Below are 23178 nucleotides of genomic sequence, written 5' to 3'. Positions count from 1 at the left end.
GTCTCACTCAATGGACCGAGGATGGAAAGTCCTGTCCATTGAGTGAGACTGGTTCAGGACCCGCGCGCAATCCGCGCACGGGTTACGGATGGAAGATCGAAAGGCGTAGGTCGAATGATGCGTACGCGTCCGCTGAAGGTGGCGCTGCTGGGCTGTGGAGTGGTCGGCTCAGAGGTGGCGCGCATCATGACGACGCACGCCGACGATCTGACAGCCAGGATCGGCGCGCCCGTCGAACTCGCCGGCGTGGCTGTGCGCCGTCCCTCCAAGGTGCGCGAGGGCATCGACCCGGCGCTCGTCACCACCGACGCCACCGCCCTCCTCAAACGCGGTGACATCGACGTGGCCATCGAGGTCATCGGCGGCATCGAGCCCGCCCGCACGCTGATCACCACCGCCTTCGAGAACGGCATCTCCGTCGTCTCCGCGAACAAGGCGCTGCTCGCCCAGGACGGCGCTGCGCTGCACGGCGCGGCCGAGACGCACGGGCTCGACCTCTACTACGAGGCCGCCGTCGCCGGCGCCATCCCGCTGGTGCGCCCGATGCGCGAGTCCCTCGCGGGCGACAAGATCAACCGCGTGATGGGCATCGTCAACGGCACGACGAACTTCATCCTCGACAAGATGGACTCGACCGGCGCCGGCTACCAGGAGGCCCTCGACGAGGCCACCGCCCTCGGCTACGCCGAAGCCGACCCGACCGCCGACGTCGAGGGCTACGACGCGGCCGCCAAGGCCGCGATCCTGGCCGGCATCGCCTTCCACACCCGGGTCCGCCTGGACGACGTGTACCGCGAGGGCATGACTGAGGTCAGCGCCGCGGACTTCGCCTCCGCCAAGCGCATGGGCTGCACCATCAAGCTCCTCGCGATCCTGGAGCGCGCCGCGGACGGCGAGTCCGTCACCGCCCGCGTGCACCCGGCGATGATCCCGCTCAGCCACCCGCTCGCCTCCGTCCGCGAGGCGTACAACGCGGTCTTCGTCGAGGCGGAGGCCGCCGGGCGCCTCATGTTCTACGGGCCCGGCGCGGGTGGCGCTCCGACCGCGTCCGCGGTCCTCGGCGACCTCGTCGCGGTCTGCCGCAACAAGCTCGCCCAGGCAACGGGGCCCGGCGAGTCGGCGTACACCCAACTGCCGGTCAGCCCCATGGGGGATGTCGTCACCCGCTACCACATCAGCCTCGATGTGGCGGACAAGCCGGGCGTCCTCGCCCAGGTGGCGACCACCTTCGCGGAGCACGGTGTCTCCATCGACACGGTGCGGCAGCAGGGCAAGGACGGCGAGGCCTCCCTCGTCGTCGTCACTCACCGCGCACCCGACGCCGCCCTTTCGGGGACCGTCGAGGCGCTGCGGAAGCTGGACACCGTGCGCGGTGTCGCCAGCATCATGCGTGTTGAAGGGGAGTAAGGACCCATGAGCAGCAATCGCACCCACCAGTGGCGCGGCATCATCGAGGAGTACCGGGACCGCCTGCCGGTGACGGACACGACCCCGGTGGTCACGCTCCGCGAGGGCGGCACTCCCCTCGTCCCCGCCCAGGTGCTCTCCGAGCGCACGGGCTGTGAGGTGCACCTCAAGGTGGAGGGTGCCAACCCCACGGGGTCCTTCAAGGACCGCGGCATGACGATGGCCATCACCAAGGCCAAGGAGGACGGCGCCAAGGCCGTCATCTGCGCCTCCACGGGCAACACCTCCGCCTCCGCCGCCGCCTACGCGGTGCGCGCCGGCATGGTGTGCGCGGTGCTCGTGCCCCGCGGCAAGATCGCGCTCGGCAAGATGGGCCAGGCGCTGGTGCACGGCGCGAAGATCCTGCAGGTCGACGGCAACTTCGACGACTGCCTGGACCTGGCCCGCGCGCTGTCCGACAACTACCCGGTGGCGCTGGTCAATTCCGTCAACCCGGTCCGCATCGAGGGTCAGAAGACGGCCGCGTTCGAGATCGTGGACGCGCTCGGCGACGCCCCCGACATCCACGTCCTGCCGGTGGGCAACGCGGGCAACATCACCGCGTACTGGAAGGGCTTCAAGGAGTACAAGGCCGACGGCCTGGCCTCCCGTACGCCCCGCGTGTGGGGTTTCCAGGCCTCGGGCTCCGCGCCGATCGTGCGCGGCGAGGTCGTCAAGGAGCCGCACACCATCGCCACCGCGATCCGCATCGGCAACCCGGCCTCCTGGGACTACGCCCTGCAGGCCCGGGACGAGTCGGGCGGCTTCATCGATGAGGTGACGGACCGCCAGATCCTGGCCGCCTACCGCCTGTTGGCCGCGCAGGAGGGCGTCTTCGTCGAGCCCGCCTCGGCCGCGTCCGTGGCCGGTCTGCTGAAGGCCGCCGAGGCCGGTCTCGTCGACCCCGGCCAGAAGATCGTGTGCACCGTCACCGGCAACGGCCTGAAGGACCCCGACTGGGCGGTCGCCGGCGCTCCGCAGCCGGTCACCGTTCCGGTGGACGCCGAGGCCGCGGCCGCCCGTCTCGGCCTGATCTGACCCCGGCGCGGGGAGGCCGGGGCCCCCGGTCCCGGCCTCCCGGCCCGCCGCCCCGTTGCCGGATTCCGGAAGTCTCCGGAATCCGGCAACTCGGCCCGTACGACACCAAAGGTCAAGGCGGAACCGGGGAAGACCGCGACACGCATCGTGCGCCTCCTGTGCGCCCTATGTCGCGGGAGAACCTTCCTTCGATACGCTGTACTTACATCCGCCACCGCGCATATGACGCGGTGCTGCCCCAAGGGCCTTCGGGTGTCGTACGTTCTCCAGTACATTCGCAGCGAAGATCCCGCACCGACACCAGATCTCGCACAGTCACAAGGAGTGTCATCGACCGATGGCAGGTCCAGCGTTCCGCGCCGCCGCCGTACGGGTGCGCGTCCCCGCCAGCAGTGCCAACCTCGGCCCCGGCTTCGATGCCCTCGGCCTGGCCCTGGGGCTCTACGACGACGTGGTCGTCCGGGTCGCCGACTCCGGCCTGAACATCGACATCGCGGGCGAGGGTGCCGACACCCTCCCGAGGGACGAGAGCCACCTCCTCGTACGTTCCATGCGCACGGCCTTCGACCTGCTGGGCGGGCAGCCGCGCGGCCTGGAGGTCGTCTGCGCCAACCGCATCCCGCACGGCCGCGGGCTCGGCTCCTCGTCCGCCGCGATCTGCGCCGGCATCGTCGCCGCCCGCGCCGTGACCATAGGCGGCGAGGCCAGGCTCGACGACGCGGCGCTGCTGGAGCTCGCCACCGAGATCGAGGGCCACCCCGACAACGTCGCCGCCTGTCTGCTCGGCGGCTTCACCCTGGCGTGGATGGACGGGGGCGGTGCCAAGGCGATCCGGATGGACCCCGCCGGTTCCATCGTTCCGGTGGTCTTCGTGCCGTCCAAGCCGGTCCTGACCGAGACCGCGCGGGGACTGCTGCCGCGCACCGTGCCGCACGTGGACGCGGCCGTGAACGCGGGCCGTGCGGGCCTGCTCGTGGAGGCCATGACCAGGCGTCCCGAGTTCCTGCTGCCCGCCACCGAGGACCGGCTGCACCAGGACTACCGGTCCCCCGCGATGCCCGAGAGCGTGGCGCTCGTGGGCCGACTGCGGGCGGACGGCATCCCCGCGGTCATCTCCGGCGCGGGCCCCACGGTCCTCGCGCTGGTCGACAACGACGCGGCCGACAAGGTCGCGCAGCTCGCGGGCGAAGGGTGGGCGGCCAACCGGCTCGCACTCGACGCCGCGGGTGCGAGCGTCCTTCCGCTGGGTGCCCAGGGCGGGCAGTCCGTGTCGTGACGACACGGCCCGCCGGGGCGGGCGGCCGGGCAGGCCGCCCACCTGCGGAAGGGGCTATTGCCGGTGATTGAGAGGGGGAATAACTGTTGGATCCGGTAGTGTTAGTCTCAAGTGCGCATCCGAAGCCGCCATGGCTCGGTGCTCAGTGTCCCCATCCGGGACCACCTTTCTTCCGGGAGCCTCCCCGACTGCTTTGATCGCTGCCAGCAGTTTCGGGCACGCTCCGGAATCGGCGTGACATTCCCACGCTTCCAGCTCGGGGCTTCTCGCCGGAACCATCCACGCACGTTTCTCTCCGCCGTACATCGATCGGCGGACCACCGCCCCGGCTGCGGGCCATGACCCATCAGGTCATGCTCCGTCGTCGGACAGCACAACCGGTCGCCGAGCCAGACAGGCCGACGTCCGCTCCAGGGAAGGACCCTTCGTGAGCGACACCACCGATCTGATGGGCGCTGCCGACACCAACGTCGACACCAGTGCCCCCGCCGCGGGCGCCGCACCCAAGCGCCGCCGCTCCGGCACCGGCCTTGAGGGCATGGTCCTGGCCGAGCTGCAGCAGGTCGCGTCGGGCCTCGGGATCAGGGGCACCGCGCGGATGCGCAAGAGCCAGCTGATCGAGGTCATCAAGGAGGCGCAGGGCGGCAGCGCCCCCAAGGCCGCGGCTCCCGCCGCCGACGCCGCCGAGGCCAAGCCGAAGCGCCGCGCCACCAGCAAGGCCCGTACGGGCGAGGCCGCCGCCGCGGCGCCCGCCGCCGAGAAGCCCGCCGTCCAGGCGCAGATCGACATCCCGGGTCAGCCCGCGGGGGGCCCCTCCCGCGCGAGCGAAGCCGAGCGCGGGGGAGAGGAAGCCCCGGTCGGCGAGCGCCGCCGCCGTCGGGCGACCGCGCCCTCCGGCAGCCCGGAGTCCTCGGCACCCGCCGTCGTGGCGGTCGAGCAGAAGACCGAGGCCGCTCCGGCGGTCCAGGCCGAGCCCCAGGCCGAGGCGGCGACCACCGTCGCGGCCCAGGGCCAGGCGCAGGAGGCCGGCGAGGGCCGTACCCGCCGTGACCGCCGTGACCGCGGCGAGCGCGGTGACCGTGCCGAGCGCGGCGAGCGGGGCGAGCGCCAGCAGAGCCGCCGCGAGCGCGGCGCCAAGGCCGACGACCAGGGCCAGGGCGGTCAGGGCCAGGGCGGCCAGAGCCAGGGCCAGGGCGGTCAGGGCCAGGGCCAGGGCGGCGGCCGGCAGGACCGCGCCGACCGTCAGCAGCAGGGCGGCCGGGGCCAGGGCCAGCAGGGTCGTCAGGACCGTCAGGACAACGGCCCGCAGGACGACTTCGACGGTGAGGACGGCCGCCGTGGCCGTCGCGGCCGCTACCGCGACCGCCGTGGCCGTCGCGGCCGCGACGAGTTCGCGCCGAACGAGCCGCAGGTCGCCGACGACGACGTGCTGATCCCCGTCGCGGGCATCCTCGACATCCTCGACAACTACGCGTTCATCCGGACCTCGGGCTACCTGCCCGGCCCGAACGACGTGTACGTCTCCCTCGCCCAGGTCCGCAAGGCGGGTCTGCGCAAGGGCGACCACACCACCGGTGCGGTCCGTCAGCCCAAGGACGGCGAGCGCCGCGAGAAGTTCAACGCGCTCGTGCGTCTGGACTCCGTCAACGGCATGGCGCCCGAATCCGGCCGCGGCCGCCCGGAGTTCCAGAAGCTGACCCCGCTCTACCCGCAGGACCGGCTCCGTCTGGAGACCGACCCGGGGGTGCTGACCACCCGCATCATCGACCTCGTGTCGCCGATCGGCAAGGGCCAGCGAGGCCTGATCGTGGCCCCGCCGAAGACCGGCAAGACCATGATCATGCAGGCGATCGCCAACGCGATCACCACCAACAACCCCGAGTGCCACCTGATGGTCGTCCTGGTCGACGAGCGTCCGGAAGAGGTCACCGACATGCAGCGGTCGGTCAAGGGCGAGGTCATCTCCTCGACCTTCGACCGCCCGGCCGAGGACCACACCACCGTCGCCGAGCTGGCCATCGAGCGCGCCAAGCGCCTCGTCGAGCTGGGTCACGACGTGGTCGTCCTGCTGGACTCCATCACCCGTCTGGGCCGCGCGTACAACCTCGCGGCGCCCGCCTCCGGCCGCATCCTGTCCGGTGGTGTCGACTCGACCGCGCTGTACCCGCCGAAGCGCTTCTTCGGCGCGGCGCGCAACATCGAGGACGGCGGTTCGCTGACCATCCTGGCCACCGCGCTCGTCGACACCGGCTCGCGCATGGACGAGGTGATCTTCGAGGAGTTCAAGGGCACCGGCAACATGGAGCTCAAGCTCGACCGCAAGCTCGCCGACAAGCGGATCTTCCCGGCCGTCGACGTCGACCCGTCGGGCACCCGCAAGGAGGAGATCCTCCTCAACAGCGAGGAGCTCGCCATCGTCTGGAAGCTGCGCCGGGTGCTGCACGCGCTCGACTCGCAGCAGGCGATCGAGCTGCTTCTCGACAAGATGAAGCAGACGAAGTCGAACGCCGAGTTCCTGATGCAGATCGCGAAGACGACCCCGGCCGGCAAGAACGACGACTGACCGGGTCCGCCTCACCGAAGCCGCCCCCGCCGCACCCGCGGCGGGGGCGGCTTCGTGTCGTCACGTCCCACGGTTTCCGCCTTCGGGGCCTGTGCGACCTTCGCCACATTCGTGCCCCGGAATGAACCCCTCCGCGGGCTCGTACGTTCTCGATCCGAACCCCGGGTGTCCGCCGCGTCACGCACCGTCGACCCCCGCCGGGGGGAGCCGCCCCCGGGGTTCCGTACGCCCCGCGCGCCGTGGAACCCTGGAACGCACTCGTCCGTCTGAGTGAGAGATACAGCGGGCAACGCACGCAGGACTGAGGAGAGCATGAGCGAGGAAAGCAAGGGCCGCGGCCGCCGCGCCGTCACCCGGCGCCGCCGGAAACCCCCGCAGCGCCGTCGCGCCCTCACCATCGCCGCGTGGACCGCAGCGGGTGTCGTCCTGCTCGGAGGTGGTGGCCTCGGCTGGTTCTACTTCAAGCTCAACGGCAACCTGAAGACCGTCGACATCGACCAGGCCCTCGGCAAGGACCGCCCGCCCAACGTCGACAACGGCTCCATGGACATCCTCGTCCTCGGCTCCGACTCCCGTGACGGGGCCAACAGCGAATACGGCGCTGACGACGGCGGCTCCGCCCGCTCGGACACCGCGATGATCGTCCACCTCTACGACGGCCACAAGCAGGCCAGCGTCGTGTCGATCCCGCGCGACACCATGCTCCCCAGACCCGCTTGCGGCGTCGGCAAGGGCAAGACCGACCCCGGCAGCAAGCGCGCGCAGTTCAACGAGGCCTTCACCATCGGCGGGGCCGCCTGCGCGGTCAAGACGGTCGAGACGATGTCGGGGATCCGCATGGACCACTACATCGAGGTCGACTTCACCGGCTTCAAGAAGATCATCGACAACCTCGGCGGGGTCGAGCTCACGACCACCAAGCCGATCAAGGACCACGGCAGTCACCTCGATCTGCCGGCCGGCTCCCACAAGCTCAACGGCGAGCAGTCCCTCGGCCTCGTCCGCACGCGCAAGAGCGTCGGCGACGGCGGTGACCTGGGCCGAATACAGCTCCAGCAGGCCTTCATCAAGGCGCTGATCAAGCAGGTCAAGGGCGTCGGCGTCTTCGACAGCCCGAAGAAGCTCTACGGCCTCGCCGACTCCGCGACGAAGGCGATCACCACCGACAAGGCACTCGGCGACGTGAAGTCCCTCGCGGGCTTCGCGCAGGGACTCCAGGGCATCGGCGCCGAGAACATGCACATGATCACCCTGCCGGTCGGGCAGGACCCGCTCGACAAGGACCGCGTGGTGGCCCTGCCCAAGGGCTCCAAGATGGTCTGGGACGCCCTGCTGGCCGACCAGCCCATCCCCGCCGCCGCCACCGAGAACTCCACCGGGGACAAGAGCGCGGCCGGCTCCATCGTCCGCTGACGGATCCCGCCGGACCCGGCCGGAATAGAAGCGCGGCCCTCCCCGTTGAGGGGAGCGTCCTCAGAATTTTGACAGGCGGCCCGGTCCTGGCAGACTGGTCTGTCGGCCCCGGTTCACGCAGTGCGCAATTCGGCTCCTGCGACCCGGCGCCCTCCCGAATCTAGGAGACACCTTGAAGCGCGAAGTTCACCCCGAGTACGTCGAGACCCAGGTCAGCTGCACCTGTGGCGCGTCGTTCACCACCCGTAGCACCCTGACCGAGGGCACCATCCGTGCCGAGGTCTGCTCCGAGTGCCACCCGTTCTACACGGGCAAGCAGAAGATCCTCGACACCGGTGGCCGTGTGGCCCGCTTCGAGGCCCGCTTCGGCAAGGGTGCGGCCAAGAAGTAGCGCGACCCAGGCGCCGGTCACCGGCCGCCCCCTGACTACGCGGGGGCGGCCGGACCGGCGCCTTTGTCGTCGTTCAGCCGAACCCGCCCATTTTTGACTTTCACCACAGGAGCACCCGATGTTCGAAGCGGTCGAGGAATTGGTCGGCGAACACGCCGATCTGGAGACGAAGCTCGCCGACCCTTCGGTCCACTCGGATCAGGCCAACGCGCGCAAGCTCAACAAGCGCTACGCGGAACTGACCCCGATCGTCGCGACCTTCCGTGCGTGGAAGCAGTCGGCCGAGGACATCGAGACGGCCAAGGAGCTGGCGGCCGACGATCCGGACTTCGCCGCCGAGGTCAAGGAACTGAGCGCCCAGCGCGAAGAGCTCACCGAGAAGCTCCGCCTGCTGCTCGTCCCGCGCGACCCCAGCGACGACAAGGACGTGCTCCTGGAGGTCAAGGCCGGCGCCGGCGGCGACGAGTCCGCCCTGTTCGCGGGCGACCTGCTGCGCATGTACCTGCGCTACGCCGAGCGCGTGGGCTGGAAGACCGAGATCATCGACGCCACCGAGTCCGAGCTCGGCGGCTACAAGGACGTCCAGGTCTCCGTCCGCACCAAGGGCGGCAACGGCGCGACCGAGCCCGGCCAGGGCGTCTGGGCCCGTCTGAAGTACGAGGGCGGCGTGCACCGCGTGCAGCGCGTTCCGGCCACCGAGTCGCAGGGCCGCATCCACACCTCCGCCGCCGGCGTGCTCGTCACCCCGGAGGCCGAGGAGGTCGAGGTCGAGATCAACATGAACGACCTGCGCATCGACGTGTACCGCTCCTCCGGCCCCGGCGGCCAGTCCGTCAACACCACCGACTCGGCCGTGCGCATCACGCACATCCCGACCGGTGTGGTCGCCTCCTGCCAGAACGAGAAGAGCCAGCTCCAGAACAAGGAGCAGGCCATGCGCATCCTGCGCTCGCGCCTGCTGGCCGCCGCCCAGGAGGCCGCCGAGCAGGAGGCCTCCGACGTGCGCCGCAGCCAGGTGCGCAGCGTGGACCGCTCGGAGAAGATCCGTACGTACAACTACCCGGAAAACCGGATCTCGGACCACCGGACCGGTTTCAAGGCGTACAACTTGGACCAGGTGCTCGACGGCGACCTCGACTCGGTCATCCAGGCCTGCGTCGACACGGACTCCGCGGCCAAGCTCGCCGCCGCGCACTGATCCGGCCCGACCCCGTCTGATCCCCGCACCACCCCCCGTACGACAGCAGCCCGGAGGACCAGCGTGAACTTGCTGCTTGCCGAGGTGGCCCAGGCCACCCAGCGGCTGGCCGCCGCCGGCGTGCCCTCTCCGCGTTTCGACGCGGAGGAGCTCGCGGCCTTCGTGCACGGCGTCAAGCGGGGGGAACTGCACCACGTCAAGGACGCGGACTTCGACGCCCGCTACTGGGAGGCCGTCGCCCGCCGCGAGGCCCGCGAGCCGCTCCAGCACATCACCGGCCGTGCCTTCTTCCGCTACCTGGAGCTCCAGGTCGGCCCCGGGGTGTTCGTGCCCCGGCCCGAGACCGAGTCGGTCGTGGACTGGGCCATACAGGCCGTCCGGGCGATGGACGTCGTCGAGCCGCTGATCGTGGACCTGTGCACCGGCTCCGGCGCCATCGCCCTCGCCATGGCCCAGGAGGTGCCGCGCTCGCGCGTGCACGCCGTGGAGCTGTCCGAGGACGCCCTGCGCTGGACCCGCAAGAACGCCGAGGGCTCCCGGGTCACCGTCCACCAGGGCGACGCGCTGAGCGCGCTGCCCGAGCTGGACGGCCAGGTCGACCTGGTGATCTCCAACCCGCCGTACATCCCGCTCACCGAGTGGGAGTACGTGGCTCCGGAGGCCCGCGACCACGACCCCGAGATGGCGCTGTTCTCCGGTGAGGACGGCCTCGACACCATCCGCGGGATCGAGCGCACCGCGCACCGGCTGCTGCGGCCCGGCGGCATCGTCGTCATCGAGCACGCCGACACCCAGGGCGGGCAGGTGCCGTGGATCTTCGCCGACGAGCGCGGCTGGGCGGACTCCGCCGACCACCCCGACCTGAACAACCGCCCGCGCTTCGCGACCGCCCGCAAGGCGATGCCGTGACCGGCGCGATCCCCCTTCCCGCCACCACCCCGCTGTACGAGGAGGCCCGCTGATGGCCCGGCGATACGACTGCAACGACGCGACGGACCGCAAGACCGGTCTGCGTGAAGCGGCATCCGCCGTACGCCGCGGCGAACTCGTCGTGCTGCCGACCGACACGCTCTACGGGATCGGCGCGGACGCCTTCAGCAAGGAGGCCGTCGGCGACCTGCTCGCCGCCAAGGGCCGGGGCCGCAACATGCCCACCCCCGTGCTCATCGGCTCCCCGAACACCCTGCACGGCCTCGTCACCGACTTCTCCGAGCAGGCCTGGGAGCTCGTCGACGCCTTCTGGCCGGGCGGGCTGACGCTCGTCGCCAAGCACCAGCCGTCGCTGGCCTGGGACCTGGGGGAGACCCGCGGGACCGTCGCCGTACGCATGCCCCTGCACCCCGTCGCGATCGAGCTGCTGACGGAGGTCGGCCCGATGGCGGTCTCGTCCGCCAACCTGTCCGGGCACCCGGCGCCCGAGGACTGCGACGCCGCCCGCGCCATGCTGGGCGACTCCGTCTCCGTGTACCTGGACGGCGGCCCGACGCCCAACACCCTCCCGTCGTCGATCGTCGACGTCACCGGGAAGGTTCCCGTCCTGCTGCGTGCCGGCGCGCTGACCGCCGAACAACTGCGGGAGGTCGTACCCGACCTCGAGGTGGCCCCGTGAGCCCTGAGGGGCGTGGCATAGCCAGGGGACACCTGCCGGCCGCGGCCGGGGGAGACTCCTTCCGCATACTCCACGTCAGCACCGGCAACGTGTGCCGCTCGCCCATCACCGAGCGGCTGACCCGGCACGCCCTGACGCACCGGCTGAGCGCCCTCGGTCTCGTGGCCGGCGACCTCATCGTCGAGAGCGCGGGCACCTGGGGCCACGAAGGGGCTCCCATGGAGGCGAACGCCGCCGCCGTCCTCGCGGACTTCGGCGCCGACGCCTCCGGCTTCACCGGGCGCGAGCTGCTGGACGAGCACGTCATACGCGCCGACCTGGTGCTGACGGCCACGCGGGACCACCGGGCGCAGGTCATCTCGATGGGCCATTCGGCGGGGCTGCGGACCTTCACGCTGAAGGAGTTCACCCGGCTCGTGCGGGCGATAGACCCGGCGACGCTGCCGCCGCTCGACGACGGCATGGCCGAGCGCGCCCGTGCGCTGGTGCGGGCCGCCGCCGCGCTGCGGGGCTGGCTGCTGGCGCCTTCCGCCGACGCGGACGAGGTGTACGACCCGTACGGGGCGCCGATCACCTTCTTCCGCTCGATCGGCGACGAGATCAACCAGGCCCTGGACCCCGTGGTCACGGCGCTGACGGGCGTCACCGCCCCGCGCTGACCGGGCGAGGAGGGCCGCGACCGGGCCCTGGACCCCGTGGTCACGGCCCTGACGGCCGCCCCCGCCCCCACACCGGCCCCCCGGCCGACGGGCCACGCCGACGGCCGTGGCGCGGGCGGGCACGCGGAGGGGGCCGGGGCTATCGTGGCTGGTACCTGACGGGTCGCCCCTGGAGCCGCGCCATGAGCGTCATCACCCCGGCCACGGACCTGCTGCGGCAGCAGGATCCGCAGATGGCCGATGTCCTCGCGGGGGAGCGGCAGCGCCAGGCCGAGACCCTGCAGCTCAGCGCCGCCGAGAACTTCACCTCGCCCGCCGTGCTCGCCGCCCTCGGCTCCGCCCTCGCCAACAAGTACGCCGAGGGGTACCCGGGCGCCCGCCACCACGGTGGCTGCGAGTACGCCGACCTCGCCGAGCGGGTGGCCGTGGAACGGGCCAAGGCGCTGTTCGGGGTCGAGCACGCGAACGTACAGCCGCATTCCGGCTCCTCGGCCGTCCTCGCCGCGTACGCCGCCCTGCTGCGCCCGGGCGACACGGTCCTGGCGATGGGGCTCGCGTACGGCGGGCACCTCACGCACGGCTCGCCCGCGAACTTCTCCGGCCGCTGGTTCGACTTCGTCGGGTACGGGGTCGACGCCGCGACCGGGCTCATCGACTACGCGCAGGTGCAGGAGCTCGCCCGTACGCACCGGCCGAAAGCCATCGTGTGCGGGTCGATCTCCTACCCCCGCCATCCCGAGTACTCGGCGTTCCGGGAGATCGCCGACGAGGTGGGGGCCTACCTCATCGCCGACGCCGCGCACCCGATCGGGCTGGTCGCGGGCGGGGCCGCGCCGAGCCCCGTCCCGTACGCGGACCTGGTGTGCGCGACCACGCACAAGGTGCTGCGCGGCCCGCGGGGCGGGATGGTCCTGTGCGGAGCGGAGTTCGCGGAGCGCGTCGACCGGGCGGTGTTCCCCTTCACCCAGGGCGGCGCGCAGATGCACACCATCGCGGCGAAGGCGGTGGCCTTCGGGGAGGCGGCCGGACCGGCCTACACGCAGTACGCGCACCGGGTCGTGGCCAATGCCCGCGCCCTGGCCCGGGCCCTGGAGGACCGTGGCTTCACCCTCACCACCGGCGGCACGGACACCCACCTGATCAGCGCCGATCCGGCGCGGCTCGGGATCGACGGGCCGACGGCCCGCGGCCGGCTCGCGGCCGCCGGGATCGTCCTGGACACCTGTGCGCTGCCGTACGGGGACCAGCGCGGGATCCGTCTCGGCACGGCCGCGGTGACCACGCAGGGGATGGGGGAGCCGGAGATGGTCCGGATCGCCGGGCTGTTCACGGCCGCGCTGCGCGGTGGGGCGGCCGCGCAGACCCGCAAGGAGGTCGCCGAGCTGACCGGTGGATTTCCCCCGTACGGGGTTTAAAGGGGCATGCGGTGCGTACCGCAACCAGGAAGGGGTACCCGCGCGTCCTCTTGACCGGAGACATCGCGGCTAATGTGTGGGGCTGAGATGGCCGGCGATACATCTGGGGCAGCCAGTGCGTGAATATCTGCTGACGCTTTGCGTCACGGTCGCGGTGACCTACCTGCTGACCGGGCCCGTGCGGAAGTTCGCGATCGCGGTCGGGGCGATGCCGGAGATCCGCGCCCGCGACGTGCACCGGGAGCCGACGCCACGGCTGGGCGGCATCGCGATGTTCGGCGGTCTGTGCGCGGGCCTGCTGGTCGCCGACCACCTGCGCAACCTCAACGGGGTCTTCGAGCTGTCGAACGAGCCGCGCGCGCTGCTCTCCGGGGCGGCGCTGATCTGGCTCGTCGGCGTACTGGACGACAAGTTCGAGCTCGACGCCCTGATCAAGCTGGGCGCGCAGATGATCGCGGCCGGCGTGATGGTGATGCAGGGCCTGACCATCCTGTTCCTTCCCGTCCCGGGCATCGGGACGGTCGCCCTCACCCAGTGGCAGGGCAACCTGCTGACCGTCGCGCTCGTCGTGATCACGATCAACGCCGTGAACTTCGTGGACGGCCTCGACGGCCTCGCGGCCGGCATGGTCTGCATCGCGTCCGCGGCGTTCTTCCTCTACGGCTACCGGATCTGGTTCGGCTACGGCATCGAGGCGGCCGCCCCGGCGACGCTCTTCGCCGCGATCCTGATGGGCATGTGCCTGGGCTTCCTGCCGCACAACATGCATCCCGCGCGCATCTTCATGGGCGACTCCGGCTCGATGCTCATCGGCCTCGTGCTGGCCGCCTCGACCATTTCCATTACCGGTCAGGTGGACCCCGACACGATGGCGCTCTTCGCCGGTGGTGAGCGCAACGCGACGCACGCGATGCTGCCCGCCTTCATTCCGCTGGTGCTGCCGCTGAGCATCGTCGCGATTCCCATCGCGGACCTCGTCCTGGCGATCGTGCGGCGCACCTGGAAGGGGCAGTCGCCCTTCGCCGCGGACCGCGGGCACCTGCACCACCGGCTGCTGGAACTCGGACATTCCCACAGCCGTGCCGTACTCATCATGTATTTCTGGTCGGGCCTGATCGCATTCGGTGCGGTGGCCTATTCGGTGCATTCCACCTCGATGTGGATCGTGCTCGCCATCGCCGCGCTGAGCGGGCTGGGTCTCGTCCTGCTCCTGCTGCCGCGGTTCACCCCGCGGGCGCCGCGCTGGGCCGAGGCGCTGGTGCCGCCGCGCTACCGGCACGCGGAGCGGGCGGCGGAGGCGGCCGTACGGGAGGACGCGGGGACGGAGCCGGAGCCGGCGCGGCCGATCGCGGCCGGAGTCTCGGGCGTCAACGGCGCTACCGCCATTGGCCCCCGTTCGCGCTTCCCCGACCGGCGGAAGGCCGGCTCCGCGCGCTGACGGGCGGGGTGCATGTCCGACATGAACGCCCTTTACCAGACAACCCGCTAAGGTGTCGTGCACACACGCGCAGGGTCACTCTCATGTGTGACAGTCAGCACACCGGACAGGTAAAGCTCTCATCAAATAGTTTGTGATACCGTTCACTAAACCCGGCGACAGAGCCGAAGGACCGTAGTGCGACGGTCCATTGGCCCGAGGCTCTCACTCGGACCGGGCTTACGCTCGTCCCGTACGAGTCCCGTGCCCCCACCACCACGCGGAGCAAACCGCCATGCGGTCAGATGACGTCCGATCCCTCCTGCAAACCGCCGTACCCACAGCTGTAGCCGGTGCTGTAGCCGCCGTGATCAGCGCGTTGGTCGTGGGCGGCAAGGGGGCCGTCGGGGCCATCGTGGCGACCGTGGTCGTGATTCTGTTCATGGGCATCGGATTCGTGGTTCTGCAGCGCACCGCGAAATCACTTCCGCACCTGTTCCAGGCCATGGGTCTCATGCTCTACGCGACCCAGATCCTGTTGCTCTTCGTCTTTCTCGCCGTGTTCAAGAACACGACGTTGTTCAACCCCCGGGCGTTCGCGATCACGCTTGTGGCCACCACCCTCGTGTGGATCGGCGCACAGACGCGCGCTCACATGAAAGCCAAGATCCTCTACGTCGAGCCCGACTCGACGAAGACCGAAAAGCCCGAAAATCCGGGGTCGAAGTCGTGAGGGGTAGGGCCGGGATAAGGGCGCGTTCGAGATCCTGCTATCGTCCGGTTCCAACTGCGGCACTGCGGGCGCGGGCATCTGAGCTGACGCCTGTTCCATCGCGAGGCTCGATGCCTGACTGCCGCCCCCACATCCGTTACACCAGTCCAGTGCCGAACCGCGGCTGTGCGCCGCGCCGACACAACGAGGTTGCCGTACCTATGCGCCACGCTGAAGGAGCCCGCGGTGAGTGCTGACCCGACTCAGGTGCTCGCCTTCGAGACCGACTGTCACATCTTCGACGGATGTGGCTTCCCCGGCCCGGGCCTGCACTCGTTCCTCTTCGAGCCGCTGTGGGGCGAAGCTGGCCTGACCAGCGCTTACTTCAACAAGCCGATGCTGCTCGCCCTGCTGGGCTCGATCATCATCGTGGGCTTCTTCTGGGCCGCCTTCGGCAAGCCGAAGATGGTCCCCGGCAAGCTTCAGATGGTCGCCGAGGCCGGCTACGACTTCGTGCGCCGCGGCATCGTCTACGAGACGCTGGGCAAGAAGGAGGGCGAGAAGTACGTCCCCCTGATGGTCTCGCTGTTCTTCTTCGTCTGGATCCTGAACGTCTGGTCGATCGTCCCCGTGGCCCAGTTCCCGGTGACCTCGATCATCGCGTACCCGGCGATCCTGGCCCTGTTGGTCTACTGCGTGTGGATGTCGGTCACCTTCAAGCGCCACGGCTTCGTCGGCGGCCTGAAGAACCTGACGGGCTACGACAAGAGCCTGGGCGGCGTCCTGCCGCTCATCATGGTCATCGAGTTCTTCTCGAACGTCCTGGTGCGCCCGTTCACCCACGCGGTCCGACTGTTCGCGAACATGTTCGCCGGTCACACCCTGCTGCTGCTCTTCACGATCGCCAGCTGGTACCTGCTGAACGGCATCGGCATCGCCTACGCGGGTGTCTCGTTCGTGATGGTCATCGTGATGACCGCCTTCGAGCTCTTCATCCAGGCCGTCCAGGCGTACGTCTTCGTCCTCCTGGCCTGCAGCTTCATCCAGGGCGCGCTCGCCGAGCACCACTGAGCCAGGCCCGCCCCCGCTCAGCCCCCATTCGTCCGGTGGCCAACCCCCACCGGTCCGTGAAAGAGAAGGAAGAACTGGCATGTCCCAGACCCTTGCCGCCGTCACCGGCTCCCTCAGCTCCGTTGGTTACGGTCTCGCGGCCATCGGCCCCGGCGTCGGCGTCGGCATCATCTTCGGTAACGGCACCCAGGCCCTCGCCCGTCAGCCCGAGGCTGCCGGCCTGATCCGCGCCAACCAGATCCTCGGCTTCGCCTTCTGTGAGGCGCTCGCCCTGATCGGTCTGGTCATGCCGTTCGTCTACCCGACCTCCTGATCCTCGGTCTCGACGAACAGTCCATTAGACGAAAGGCACTGATGTGAACCTCCTGGTTCTCGCGGCCGAGACGGAAAATCCGCTCTACCCGCCGATCCCCGAGCTCGTCATCGGTCTGATCGCCTTCGTCATCGTCTTCGGCTTCCTCGCGAAGAAGCTCCTCCCGAACATCAACAAGGTTCTGGACGAGCGCCGCGAGGCCATCGAGGGCGGTATCGAGAAGGCGGAAGCCGCTCAGACCGAGGCCCAGAGCGTGCTGGAGCAGTACAAGGCCCAGCTCGCCGAAGCCCGGCACGAGGCCGCGCGCCTGCGCCAGGACGCGCTGGAGCAGGGCACTGCGCTCAAGGAAGAACTGCGCGCAGAGGGCCAGCGGCAGCGTGAGGAGATCATCGCTGCCGGCCACGCTCAGATCGCCGCGGACCGCAAGGCCGCGTCTCAGGCGCTGCGTCAGGACGTGGGCAAGCTCGCCACCGACCTGGCCGGAAAGCTCGTCGGCGAGTCCCTTGAGGACCACGCCCGGCAGAGCCGCACGATCGACCGCTTCCTCAGCGAGCTTGAGGAGAAGGCCGAGGCGGCCCGATGAACGGAGCGAGCCGCGAGGCGCTGGCCTCCGCGCGCGAGCGTCTCGACGCGCTGACGGACAACACGTCCGTCGACGCGGCGAAGCTCGCCGGTGAGCTGGCAGCCGTCACCGCGCTGCTCGACCGTGAGGTCTCGCTGCGTCGGGTCATCACGGACCCGGCGCAGTCCGGCGAAGCCAAGGCCGAGCTGGTCGGCCGGCTGCTGTCCGGCCAGGTGGGCGGGGAGACCCTCGACCTGGTGTCCGGCATGGCACGGTCCCGCTGGTCGCAGTCCCGCGACCTGGTGGACGCGCTGGAGGAGCTGGCGGCCACCGCCGACCTCACCGCGGCCCAGCAGAGCGGCGCGCTCGACAACGTCGAGGACGAGGTTTTCCGGTTCGGCCGGATCGTCGTCTCGAACACCGAGCTGCGCTCCGCGCTGACCGACCGCGCGGCCACCGTCTCCGCCAAGAGCGAGCTGCTGCGCAGCCTGCTCGGCGGAAAGGCGAACCCGGTCACCGAGCGCCTGGTCACCCGTCTTGTCACGCACCCGCGTGGACGTAGCCTGGAAGCGGGACTGGAGTCCCTTTCCAAGCTCGCCGCCGAGCGCCGGGATCGCATGGTCGCCACCGTGACCAGCGCGGTTCCGCTCAGCGACGTGCAGAAGCAGCGTCTCGGTGCGGTGCTGGCCAAGCTGTACGGCCGCCAGATGCACCTGAACCTCGACGTGGACCCCGAGGTCCTCGGCGGGATCTCGGTGCGAGTCGGCGACGAGGTCATCGACGGCACCATCGCGGACCGCCTCTCCGAGGCGACCCGCCGCATGGCCGGCTGACCAGCCACCAATAGAACAACGCATTCCTAGCGGCCCGGTTGGGCCGTGCAGAACTTGCAGAAGATTCCTGGGGGTCACCCCCAGACCCCTAAGAAGCTTCAGGCCCAACAAGGAGAGCAGGGAACCCAGATGGCGGAGCTCACGATCCGGCCGGAGGAGATCCGGGACGCACTGGAGAACTTTGTCCAGTCGTACCAGCCGGACGCGGCCTCGCGCGAGGAGGTCGGAACGGTCAGCGTTGCCGGCGACGGCATCGCGAAGGTGGAGGGCCTGCCCTCCGCCATGGCGAACGAGCTGCTGAAGTTCGAGGACGGCACCCTCGGTCTCGCCCTCAACCTCGAGGAGCGCGAGATCGGTGCGGTCGTCCTCGGCGAGTTCAGCGGTATCGAGGAGGGCCAGCCGGTGCAGCGCACCGGTGAGGTGCTCTCCGTCGGCGTCGGCGAGGGCTACCTCGGCCGCGTCGTCGACCCGCTCGGCAACCCGATCGACGGCCTCGGCGAGATCGCGACCGAAGGCCGTCGCGCCCTGGAGCTGCAGGCTCCGGGCGTCATGGTCCGCAAGTCGGTCCACGAGCCCATGCAGACCGGCTACAAGGCCATCGACGCCATGGTGCCCGTCGGCCGCGGCCAGCGTCAGCTGATCATTGGTGACCGTCAGACGGGTAAGACCGCTCTGGCCGTCGACACGATCATCAACCAGCGCGACAACTGGCGCTCGGGCGACGTGAACAAGCAGGTCCGCTGCATCTACGTCGCCATCGGCCAGAAGGGCTCGACCATCGCGTCCGTTCGCGGCGCCCTGGAAGACGCCGGCGCGCTGGAGTACACGACGATCGTCGCCGCCCCGGCGTCCGACCCGGCCGGCTTCAAGTACCTGGCGCCGTACACCGGCTCCGCCATCGGCCAGCACTGGATGTACGCCGGCAAGCACGTCCTGATCATCTTCGACGACCTGTCGAAGCAGGCCGACGCCTACCGCGCCGTGTCGCTGCTGCTGCGCCGCCCGCCGGGCCGCGAGGCCTACCCGGGTGACGTCTTCTACCTGCACTCCCGTCTGCTGGAGCGCTGCGCGAAGCTGTCCGACGACATGGGTGCCGGTTCGATGACCGGTCTGCCGATCGTCGAGACCAAGGCGAACGACGTGTCGGCGTTCATCCCGACCAACGTCATCTCCATCACCGACGGCCAGTGCTTCCTGGAGTCCGACCTGTTCAACGCGGGCCAGCGCCCGGCGCTGAACGTCGGTATCTCGGTCTCCCGCGTCGGTGGCTCCGCCCAGCACAAGGCGATGAAGCAGGTTTCCGGCCGTCTGCGCCTGGACCTGGCCCAGTACCGCGAGCTGGAGGCGTTCGCCGCCTTCGGTTCCGACCTGGACGCCGCGTCGAAGGCCTCGCTGGAGCGCGGCAAGCGTCTGGTCGAGCTGCTGAAGCAGGGCCAGTACCAGCCGATGCCCGTCGAGGAGCAGGTCGTCTCCGTCTGGGCCGGCACCACCGGCAAGATGGACGACGTCCCGGTCAACGACATCCGTCGCTTCGAGTCGGAGCTGCTGGAGCACCTGCGCCGCGAGCGCAAGGACCTCCTGACCTCCATCGCGGACGGCGGCAAGATGTCGGACGACACCCTGTCCTCCATCGCGGACGCCATCGCCGGCTTCAAGCGCCAGTTCGAGACCTCGGACGGCAAGCTCCTGGGCGAGGACGCACCGGCCGTCAACGTCTCCAAGTGACGACGGAAGGGACCTGACTCATGGGAGCGCAGCTCCGGGTCTACAAGCGTCGCATCCGTGCCATCACGGCGACCAAGAAGATCACCAAGGCGATGGAGATGATCGCCGCCTCGCGCATCGTCAAGGCGCAGCGCAAGGTGGCGGCGTCGATGCCGTACGCGACCGAGCTCACCCGTGCGGTGACCGCGGTGGCGACCGGTTCGAACACCAAGCACGCCCTGACGACCGAGGTCGAGCAGCCGACCCGTGCCGCGATCGTGCTCATCACGAGCGACCGCGGTCTGGCCGGCGGCTACTCCTCCAACGCCATCAAGCAGGCGGAGCGGCTCACCGAGCGGCTGCGCGGCGAGGGCAAGGAGGTCGACACCTACATCGTCGGCCGTAAGGGTCTGGCCTACTTCGGCTTCCGCGAGCGCAAGGTCGCGGACTCGTGGACCGGCTTCACCGACAGCCCGGCCTATGCCGACGCCAAGCGCGTCGCCGGGCCGCTGATCGAAGCCATCCAGACGGAGACGGCCGAGGGTGGCGTCGACGAGCTGCACATCGTCTACACGGAATTCGTGTCGATGATGACGCAGAACCCGGTCGACGGCCGGATGCTGCCGCTCAGCCTCGACGAGGCTCAGGAGGAGGACGGCGCGAAGGGCGAGATCCTTCCGCTGTTCGAGTTCGAGCCGTCGGCGGAGGACGTCCTCGACGCCCTTCTGCCGCGCTACGTCGAAAGCCGTATCTACAACGCACTGCTGCAGTCGGCCGCTTCCGAGCACGCCGCCCGCCGCCGCGCGATGAAGGCGGCGACCGATAACGCCGGAGACCTCATCAAGAGCCTCTCCCGGCTTGCCAACGCGGCCCGCCAGGCCGAAATCACCCAGGAAATCAGCGAGATCGTCGGTGGCGCGAGCGCCATGGCTGACGCGACCGCGGGGAGTGACAAGTAATGACGACCACTGTTGAGACGGCCGCCGCCACGGGCCGCGTCGCCCGGGTCATCGGCCCGGTCGTCGACGTGGAGTTCCCCGTCGACGCCATGCCCGACATCTACAACGCCCTCAAGGTCCAGGTCAGCGACCCGGCCGAGGACGGCGCGCTGAAGACCCTGACCCTTGAGGTCGCGCAGCACCTGGGTGACGGCCTCGTCCGCACCATCTCGATGCAGCCGACCGACGGTCTGGTCCGCCAGGCCCCGGTGACCGACACGGGCGAGGGCATCACCGTCCCCGTCGGTGACTTCACCAAGGGCAAGGTCTTCAACACCCTGGGCGAGGTGCTGAACTACCCCGAGGCGAACGCCGAGGTCACCGAGCGCTGGCCCATCCACCGCAAGGCGCCCCGCTTCGACGAGCTTGAGTCGAAGACCGAGATGTTCGAGACCGGCGTCAAGGTCATCGACCTTCTCACCCCGTACGTCAAGGGTGGAAAGATCGGTCTGTTCGGTGGTGCCGGTGTCGGCAAGACCGTTCTGATCCAGGAAATGATCTACCGCGTCGCCAACAACCACGACGGTGTGTCGGTCTTCGCGGGCGTCGGTGAGCGTACCCGTGAGGGCAACGACCTCATCGAGGAAATGGCCGACTCCGGCGTCATCGACAAGACGGCGCTCGTCTTCGGCCAGATGGACGAGCCCCCGGGCACCCGTCTGCGCGTCGCCCTGGCCGGTCTGACCATGGCGGAGTACTTCCGCGATGTGCAGAAGCAGGACGTGCTCTTCTTCATCGACAACATCTTCCGTTACACCCAGGCCGGTTCGGAGGTGTCGACCCTTCTGGGCCGCATGCCGTCCGCCGTGGGTTACCAGCCGAACCTGGCTGACGAGATGGGTCTGCTGCAGGAGCGCATCACCTCGACCCGCGGTCACTCGATCACCTCGATGCAGGCGATCTACGTCCCCGCGGACGACCTGACCGACCCGGCGCCGGCCACCACCTTCGCCCACCTCGACGCGACGACGGTTCTCTCCCGTCCGATCTCCGAGAAGGGCATCTACCCGGCCGTGGACCCGCTGGACTCGACGTCCCGCATCCTCGACCCGCGGTACATCGCGGCGGACCACTACGCCACGGCGATGCGCGTCAAGGGGATCCTGCAGAAGTACAAGGACCTCCAGGACATCATCGCGATCCTCGGTATCGACGAGCTGGGCGAGGAGGACAAGCTCGTTGTCCACCGTGCCCGTCGTGTCGAGCGCTTCCTGTCGCAGAACACCCACGTCGCCAAGCAGTTCACCGGCGTGGACGGTTCGGACGTTCCGCTCGACGAGTCGATCACCGCGTTCAACGCGATCTGCGACGGTGACTACGACCACTTCCCCGAGCAGGCGTTCTTCCTGTGCGGTGGCATCGAGGACCTGAAGGCCAACGCCAAGGAGCTGGGCGTCTCCTAGTCGGCCGCGTTCCTCGGAACGCAGTCTTCGAAGAACGAAAAGGAGAGGGGCGGGGTACGTCCCGTCCCTCTCCCCACGCCCATTAGAATTTGACCCAACACCCGGCTGACCCGCCGGGTGGTGACCCGAGGAGCCACCTTGGCTGCTGAGCTGCACGTCGAGCTGGTCGCGGCGGACCGCAATGTCTGGTCCGGCGAGGCCACCCTTGTTGTCGCCCGCACCACGTCCGGCGACATCGGCGTCATGCCCGGTCACCAGCCGCTTCTCGGTGTGCTGGAATCGGGCCCGGTGACCATCCGTACCAGCGAGGGCAACACCGTTGTCGCCGCGGTGCACGGCGGATTCATCTCGTTCGCGGACAACAAGCTGTCCCTGCTGGCCGAGATCGCCGAGCTCGCGGACGAGATCGACGTCCAGCGGGCGGAGCGGGCACTGGAGCGCGCGAAGTCGGAGGCCGACGCGGCCGCCGAACGTCGCGCCGATGTCCGGCTGCGCGCGGTGACGGGGCACTGAGCTCCGTACCGAAGAGTTTGTGACCTCAGCCGCGGTCCGTGCTGGAATTTTCCAGACCGGGTCGCGGCTGAGGCGATGCGGATCCGTTTTGTGTTTTGCGGGATTTCGATGAGCGAGGAGGTCGGTGAAGATGCTCCTCGCTCTGCTTGTGAGCGGCCTGGTCGTAGCCCTGGTGGTGATCGGGCTGTTTGTCTTCGGCCTGCGCCGCAGACTCATCCAGCGTTCCGGCGGCACCTTCGACTGCAGCCTGCGCTGGGGCATGGCCGAGGAGCCCGACGTCTCCGGCAAGGGCTGGGTCTACGGGGTCGCCCGCTACAGCGGTGACCGGATCGAGTGGTTCCGGGTGTTCTCGTACTCCCCGCGTCCGCGCCGGCTGCTGGAGCGTTCCTCGATCGAGGTGCTCGCCCGCCGGGCGCCCGAGGGCGAGGAGGAGCTGGCGCTGCTGTCCGACGCGATCGTGCTCGGCTGTTCCCACCGGGGGACGCGCCTGGAGCTGGCGATGAGCGAGGACGCGCTGACCGGGTTCCTGGCCTGGCTGGAGGCGGCGCCTCCCGGCCAGAGGGTGAACGTCGCGTAGGACACGCGGAAGAAGCCGGGGGGACGGGGGCGGACCCGTCCCCCCGGCTTCGTCGTGTCCCGGGGGC

22 protein-coding genes are annotated in these 23178 nt (G+C 69.7%); all 22 read left to right on the top strand.

Annotated features, from left to right (window positions below; genetic code table 11):
* The first annotated feature begins 114 nt into the window (after positions 1-114).
* The gene (locus OG295_RS10640) at positions 115-1407 is read left to right on the top strand and encodes a homoserine dehydrogenase (RefSeq protein WP_371676654.1); all 1293 of its coding nucleotides are present in this window, start codon (positions 115-117) and stop codon (positions 1405-1407) included.
* 6 nt (positions 1408-1413) lie between these two features.
* A complete protein-coding gene (gene thrC, locus OG295_RS10635) occupies positions 1414-2484 on the top strand; it encodes a threonine synthase (RefSeq protein ID WP_371676653.1) in 1071 nt (356 codons plus the stop codon).
* A 337-nt stretch (positions 2485-2821) separates the two neighbouring features.
* Entirely contained in the window at positions 2822-3760 is a 939-nt protein-coding gene (gene thrB, locus OG295_RS10630) for a homoserine kinase (protein ID WP_371676652.1), read from the top strand.
* Positions 3761-4187: 427 nt separating this feature from the next.
* A complete protein-coding gene (rho, locus tag OG295_RS10625) occupies positions 4188-6323 on the top strand; it encodes a transcription termination factor Rho (protein ID WP_371676651.1) in 2136 nt (711 codons plus the stop codon).
* A gap of 312 nt (positions 6324-6635) precedes the next feature.
* Positions 6636-7736 carry an LCP family protein gene (locus OG295_RS10620; RefSeq protein WP_371676650.1) on the top strand — a complete coding sequence of 367 codons (1101 nt, stop codon included), beginning with the start codon at positions 6636-6638 and terminating at the stop codon, positions 7734-7736.
* Positions 7737-7908: 172 nt separating this feature from the next.
* Positions 7909-8127 carry a 50S ribosomal protein L31 gene (gene rpmE, locus OG295_RS10615; RefSeq protein WP_267032631.1) on the top strand — a complete coding sequence of 73 codons (219 nt, stop codon included), beginning with the start codon at positions 7909-7911 and terminating at the stop codon, positions 8125-8127.
* Between the two features lie 118 nt (positions 8128-8245).
* On the top strand, positions 8246-9325 hold the full coding sequence (prfA, locus tag OG295_RS10610) for a peptide chain release factor 1 (protein ID WP_371676649.1): 1080 nt from the start codon (positions 8246-8248) through the stop codon (positions 9323-9325).
* 63 nt (positions 9326-9388) lie between these two features.
* The gene (gene prmC / locus OG295_RS10605) at positions 9389-10234 is read left to right on the top strand and encodes a peptide chain release factor N(5)-glutamine methyltransferase (protein WP_030235773.1); all 846 of its coding nucleotides are present in this window, start codon (positions 9389-9391) and stop codon (positions 10232-10234) included.
* Positions 10235-10286: 52 nt separating this feature from the next.
* Complete coding sequence (locus tag OG295_RS10600) at positions 10287-10934, top strand: L-threonylcarbamoyladenylate synthase (RefSeq protein WP_371676648.1); 648 nt, start codon at positions 10287-10289, stop codon at positions 10932-10934.
* On the top strand, positions 10931-11593 hold the full coding sequence (locus OG295_RS10595; RefSeq protein ID WP_371676647.1) for a protein-tyrosine-phosphatase: 663 nt from the start codon (positions 10931-10933) through the stop codon (positions 11591-11593). Before OG295_RS10600 ends, OG295_RS10595 begins: the two co-directional genes overlap by 4 nt.
* A gap of 182 nt (positions 11594-11775) precedes the next feature.
* Positions 11776-13008: a serine hydroxymethyltransferase gene (glyA, locus tag OG295_RS10590; protein WP_371676646.1), complete on the top strand. Its 1233-nt coding sequence runs from the start codon at positions 11776-11778 to the stop codon at positions 13006-13008.
* 103 nt (positions 13009-13111) lie between these two features.
* Complete coding sequence (locus OG295_RS10585; protein WP_199922206.1) at positions 13112-14446, top strand: MraY family glycosyltransferase; 1335 nt, start codon at positions 13112-13114, stop codon at positions 14444-14446.
* Positions 14447-14720: 274 nt separating this feature from the next.
* The gene (locus OG295_RS10580) at positions 14721-15158 is read left to right on the top strand and encodes a hypothetical protein (RefSeq protein ID WP_371676645.1); all 438 of its coding nucleotides are present in this window, start codon (positions 14721-14723) and stop codon (positions 15156-15158) included.
* A 210-nt stretch (positions 15159-15368) separates the two neighbouring features.
* Positions 15369-16208 (top strand): F0F1 ATP synthase subunit A, encoded by an 840-nt coding sequence (gene atpB / locus OG295_RS10575; protein WP_371681159.1) that lies wholly within the window; start codon positions 15369-15371, stop codon positions 16206-16208.
* A gap of 79 nt (positions 16209-16287) precedes the next feature.
* The gene (gene atpE, locus OG295_RS10570; protein ID WP_079429787.1) at positions 16288-16521 is read left to right on the top strand and encodes an ATP synthase F0 subunit C; all 234 of its coding nucleotides are present in this window, start codon (positions 16288-16290) and stop codon (positions 16519-16521) included.
* Positions 16522-16564: 43 nt separating this feature from the next.
* On the top strand, positions 16565-17104 hold the full coding sequence (locus tag OG295_RS10565; protein WP_371676644.1) for a F0F1 ATP synthase subunit B: 540 nt from the start codon (positions 16565-16567) through the stop codon (positions 17102-17104).
* Positions 17101-17916 carry a F0F1 ATP synthase subunit delta gene (locus OG295_RS10560; protein ID WP_371676643.1) on the top strand — a complete coding sequence of 272 codons (816 nt, stop codon included), beginning with the start codon at positions 17101-17103 and terminating at the stop codon, positions 17914-17916. The genes OG295_RS10565 and OG295_RS10560 overlap by 4 nt, the downstream gene beginning before the upstream one ends.
* Before the next feature lie 129 nt (positions 17917-18045).
* On the top strand, positions 18046-19641 hold the full coding sequence (gene atpA, locus OG295_RS10555) for a F0F1 ATP synthase subunit alpha (protein WP_030857153.1): 1596 nt from the start codon (positions 18046-18048) through the stop codon (positions 19639-19641).
* 20 nt (positions 19642-19661) lie between these two features.
* Positions 19662-20579 (top strand): F0F1 ATP synthase subunit gamma, encoded by a 918-nt coding sequence (locus OG295_RS10550; RefSeq protein WP_371676642.1) that lies wholly within the window; start codon positions 19662-19664, stop codon positions 20577-20579.
* Positions 20579-22021 (top strand): F0F1 ATP synthase subunit beta, encoded by a 1443-nt coding sequence (gene atpD, locus OG295_RS10545; protein ID WP_371676641.1) that lies wholly within the window; start codon positions 20579-20581, stop codon positions 22019-22021. The genes OG295_RS10550 and atpD overlap by 1 nt, the downstream gene beginning before the upstream one ends.
* Positions 22022-22159: 138 nt before the next feature.
* On the top strand, positions 22160-22534 hold the full coding sequence (locus tag OG295_RS10540; protein ID WP_008738187.1) for a F0F1 ATP synthase subunit epsilon: 375 nt from the start codon (positions 22160-22162) through the stop codon (positions 22532-22534).
* Positions 22535-22664: 130 nt separating this feature from the next.
* Positions 22665-23111, top strand: coding sequence for a DUF2550 domain-containing protein (locus OG295_RS10535; protein WP_266842335.1), 447 nt, complete (start codon positions 22665-22667; stop codon positions 23109-23111).
* The last annotated feature ends 67 nt before the right edge of the window (positions 23112-23178 follow it).

The sequence above is a fragment of the Streptomyces sp. NBC_01276 genome, assembly GCF_041435355.1.
In the GTDB taxonomy this organism is placed as follows: domain Bacteria; phylum Actinomycetota; class Actinomycetes; order Streptomycetales; family Streptomycetaceae; genus Streptomyces.
Note: the sequence above shows the minus strand (reverse complement) of the source record. Positions and strands in the feature narration are given on the sequence as shown.

Coding starts and splice junctions, on each gene's coding strand:
- OG295_RS10640 (WP_371676654.1), top strand. CDS start 115: ATGATGCGTACGCGTCCGCTGAAGGTGGCGCTGCTGGGCTGTGGAGTG.
- thrC (WP_371676653.1), top strand. CDS start 1,414: ATGAGCAGCAATCGCACCCACCAGTGGCGCGGCATCATCGAGGAGTAC.
- thrB (WP_371676652.1), top strand. CDS start 2,822: ATGGCAGGTCCAGCGTTCCGCGCCGCCGCCGTACGGGTGCGCGTCCCC.
- OG295_RS10620 (WP_371676650.1), top strand. CDS start 6,636: ATGAGCGAGGAAAGCAAGGGCCGCGGCCGCCGCGCCGTCACCCGGCGC.
- prfA (WP_371676649.1), top strand. CDS start 8,246: ATGTTCGAAGCGGTCGAGGAATTGGTCGGCGAACACGCCGATCTGGAG.
- OG295_RS10600 (WP_371676648.1), top strand. CDS start 10,287: ATGGCCCGGCGATACGACTGCAACGACGCGACGGACCGCAAGACCGGT.
- glyA (WP_371676646.1), top strand. CDS start 11,776: ATGAGCGTCATCACCCCGGCCACGGACCTGCTGCGGCAGCAGGATCCG.
- OG295_RS10580 (WP_371676645.1), top strand. CDS start 14,721: ATGCGGTCAGATGACGTCCGATCCCTCCTGCAAACCGCCGTACCCACA.
- atpE (WP_079429787.1), top strand. CDS start 16,288: ATGTCCCAGACCCTTGCCGCCGTCACCGGCTCCCTCAGCTCCGTTGGT.
- OG295_RS10560 (WP_371676643.1), top strand. CDS start 17,101: ATGAACGGAGCGAGCCGCGAGGCGCTGGCCTCCGCGCGCGAGCGTCTC.
- atpA (WP_030857153.1), top strand. CDS start 18,046: ATGGCGGAGCTCACGATCCGGCCGGAGGAGATCCGGGACGCACTGGAG.
- OG295_RS10550 (WP_371676642.1), top strand. CDS start 19,662: ATGGGAGCGCAGCTCCGGGTCTACAAGCGTCGCATCCGTGCCATCACG.
- atpD (WP_371676641.1), top strand. CDS start 20,579: ATGACGACCACTGTTGAGACGGCCGCCGCCACGGGCCGCGTCGCCCGG.
- OG295_RS10535 (WP_266842335.1), top strand. CDS start 22,665: ATGCTCCTCGCTCTGCTTGTGAGCGGCCTGGTCGTAGCCCTGGTGGTG.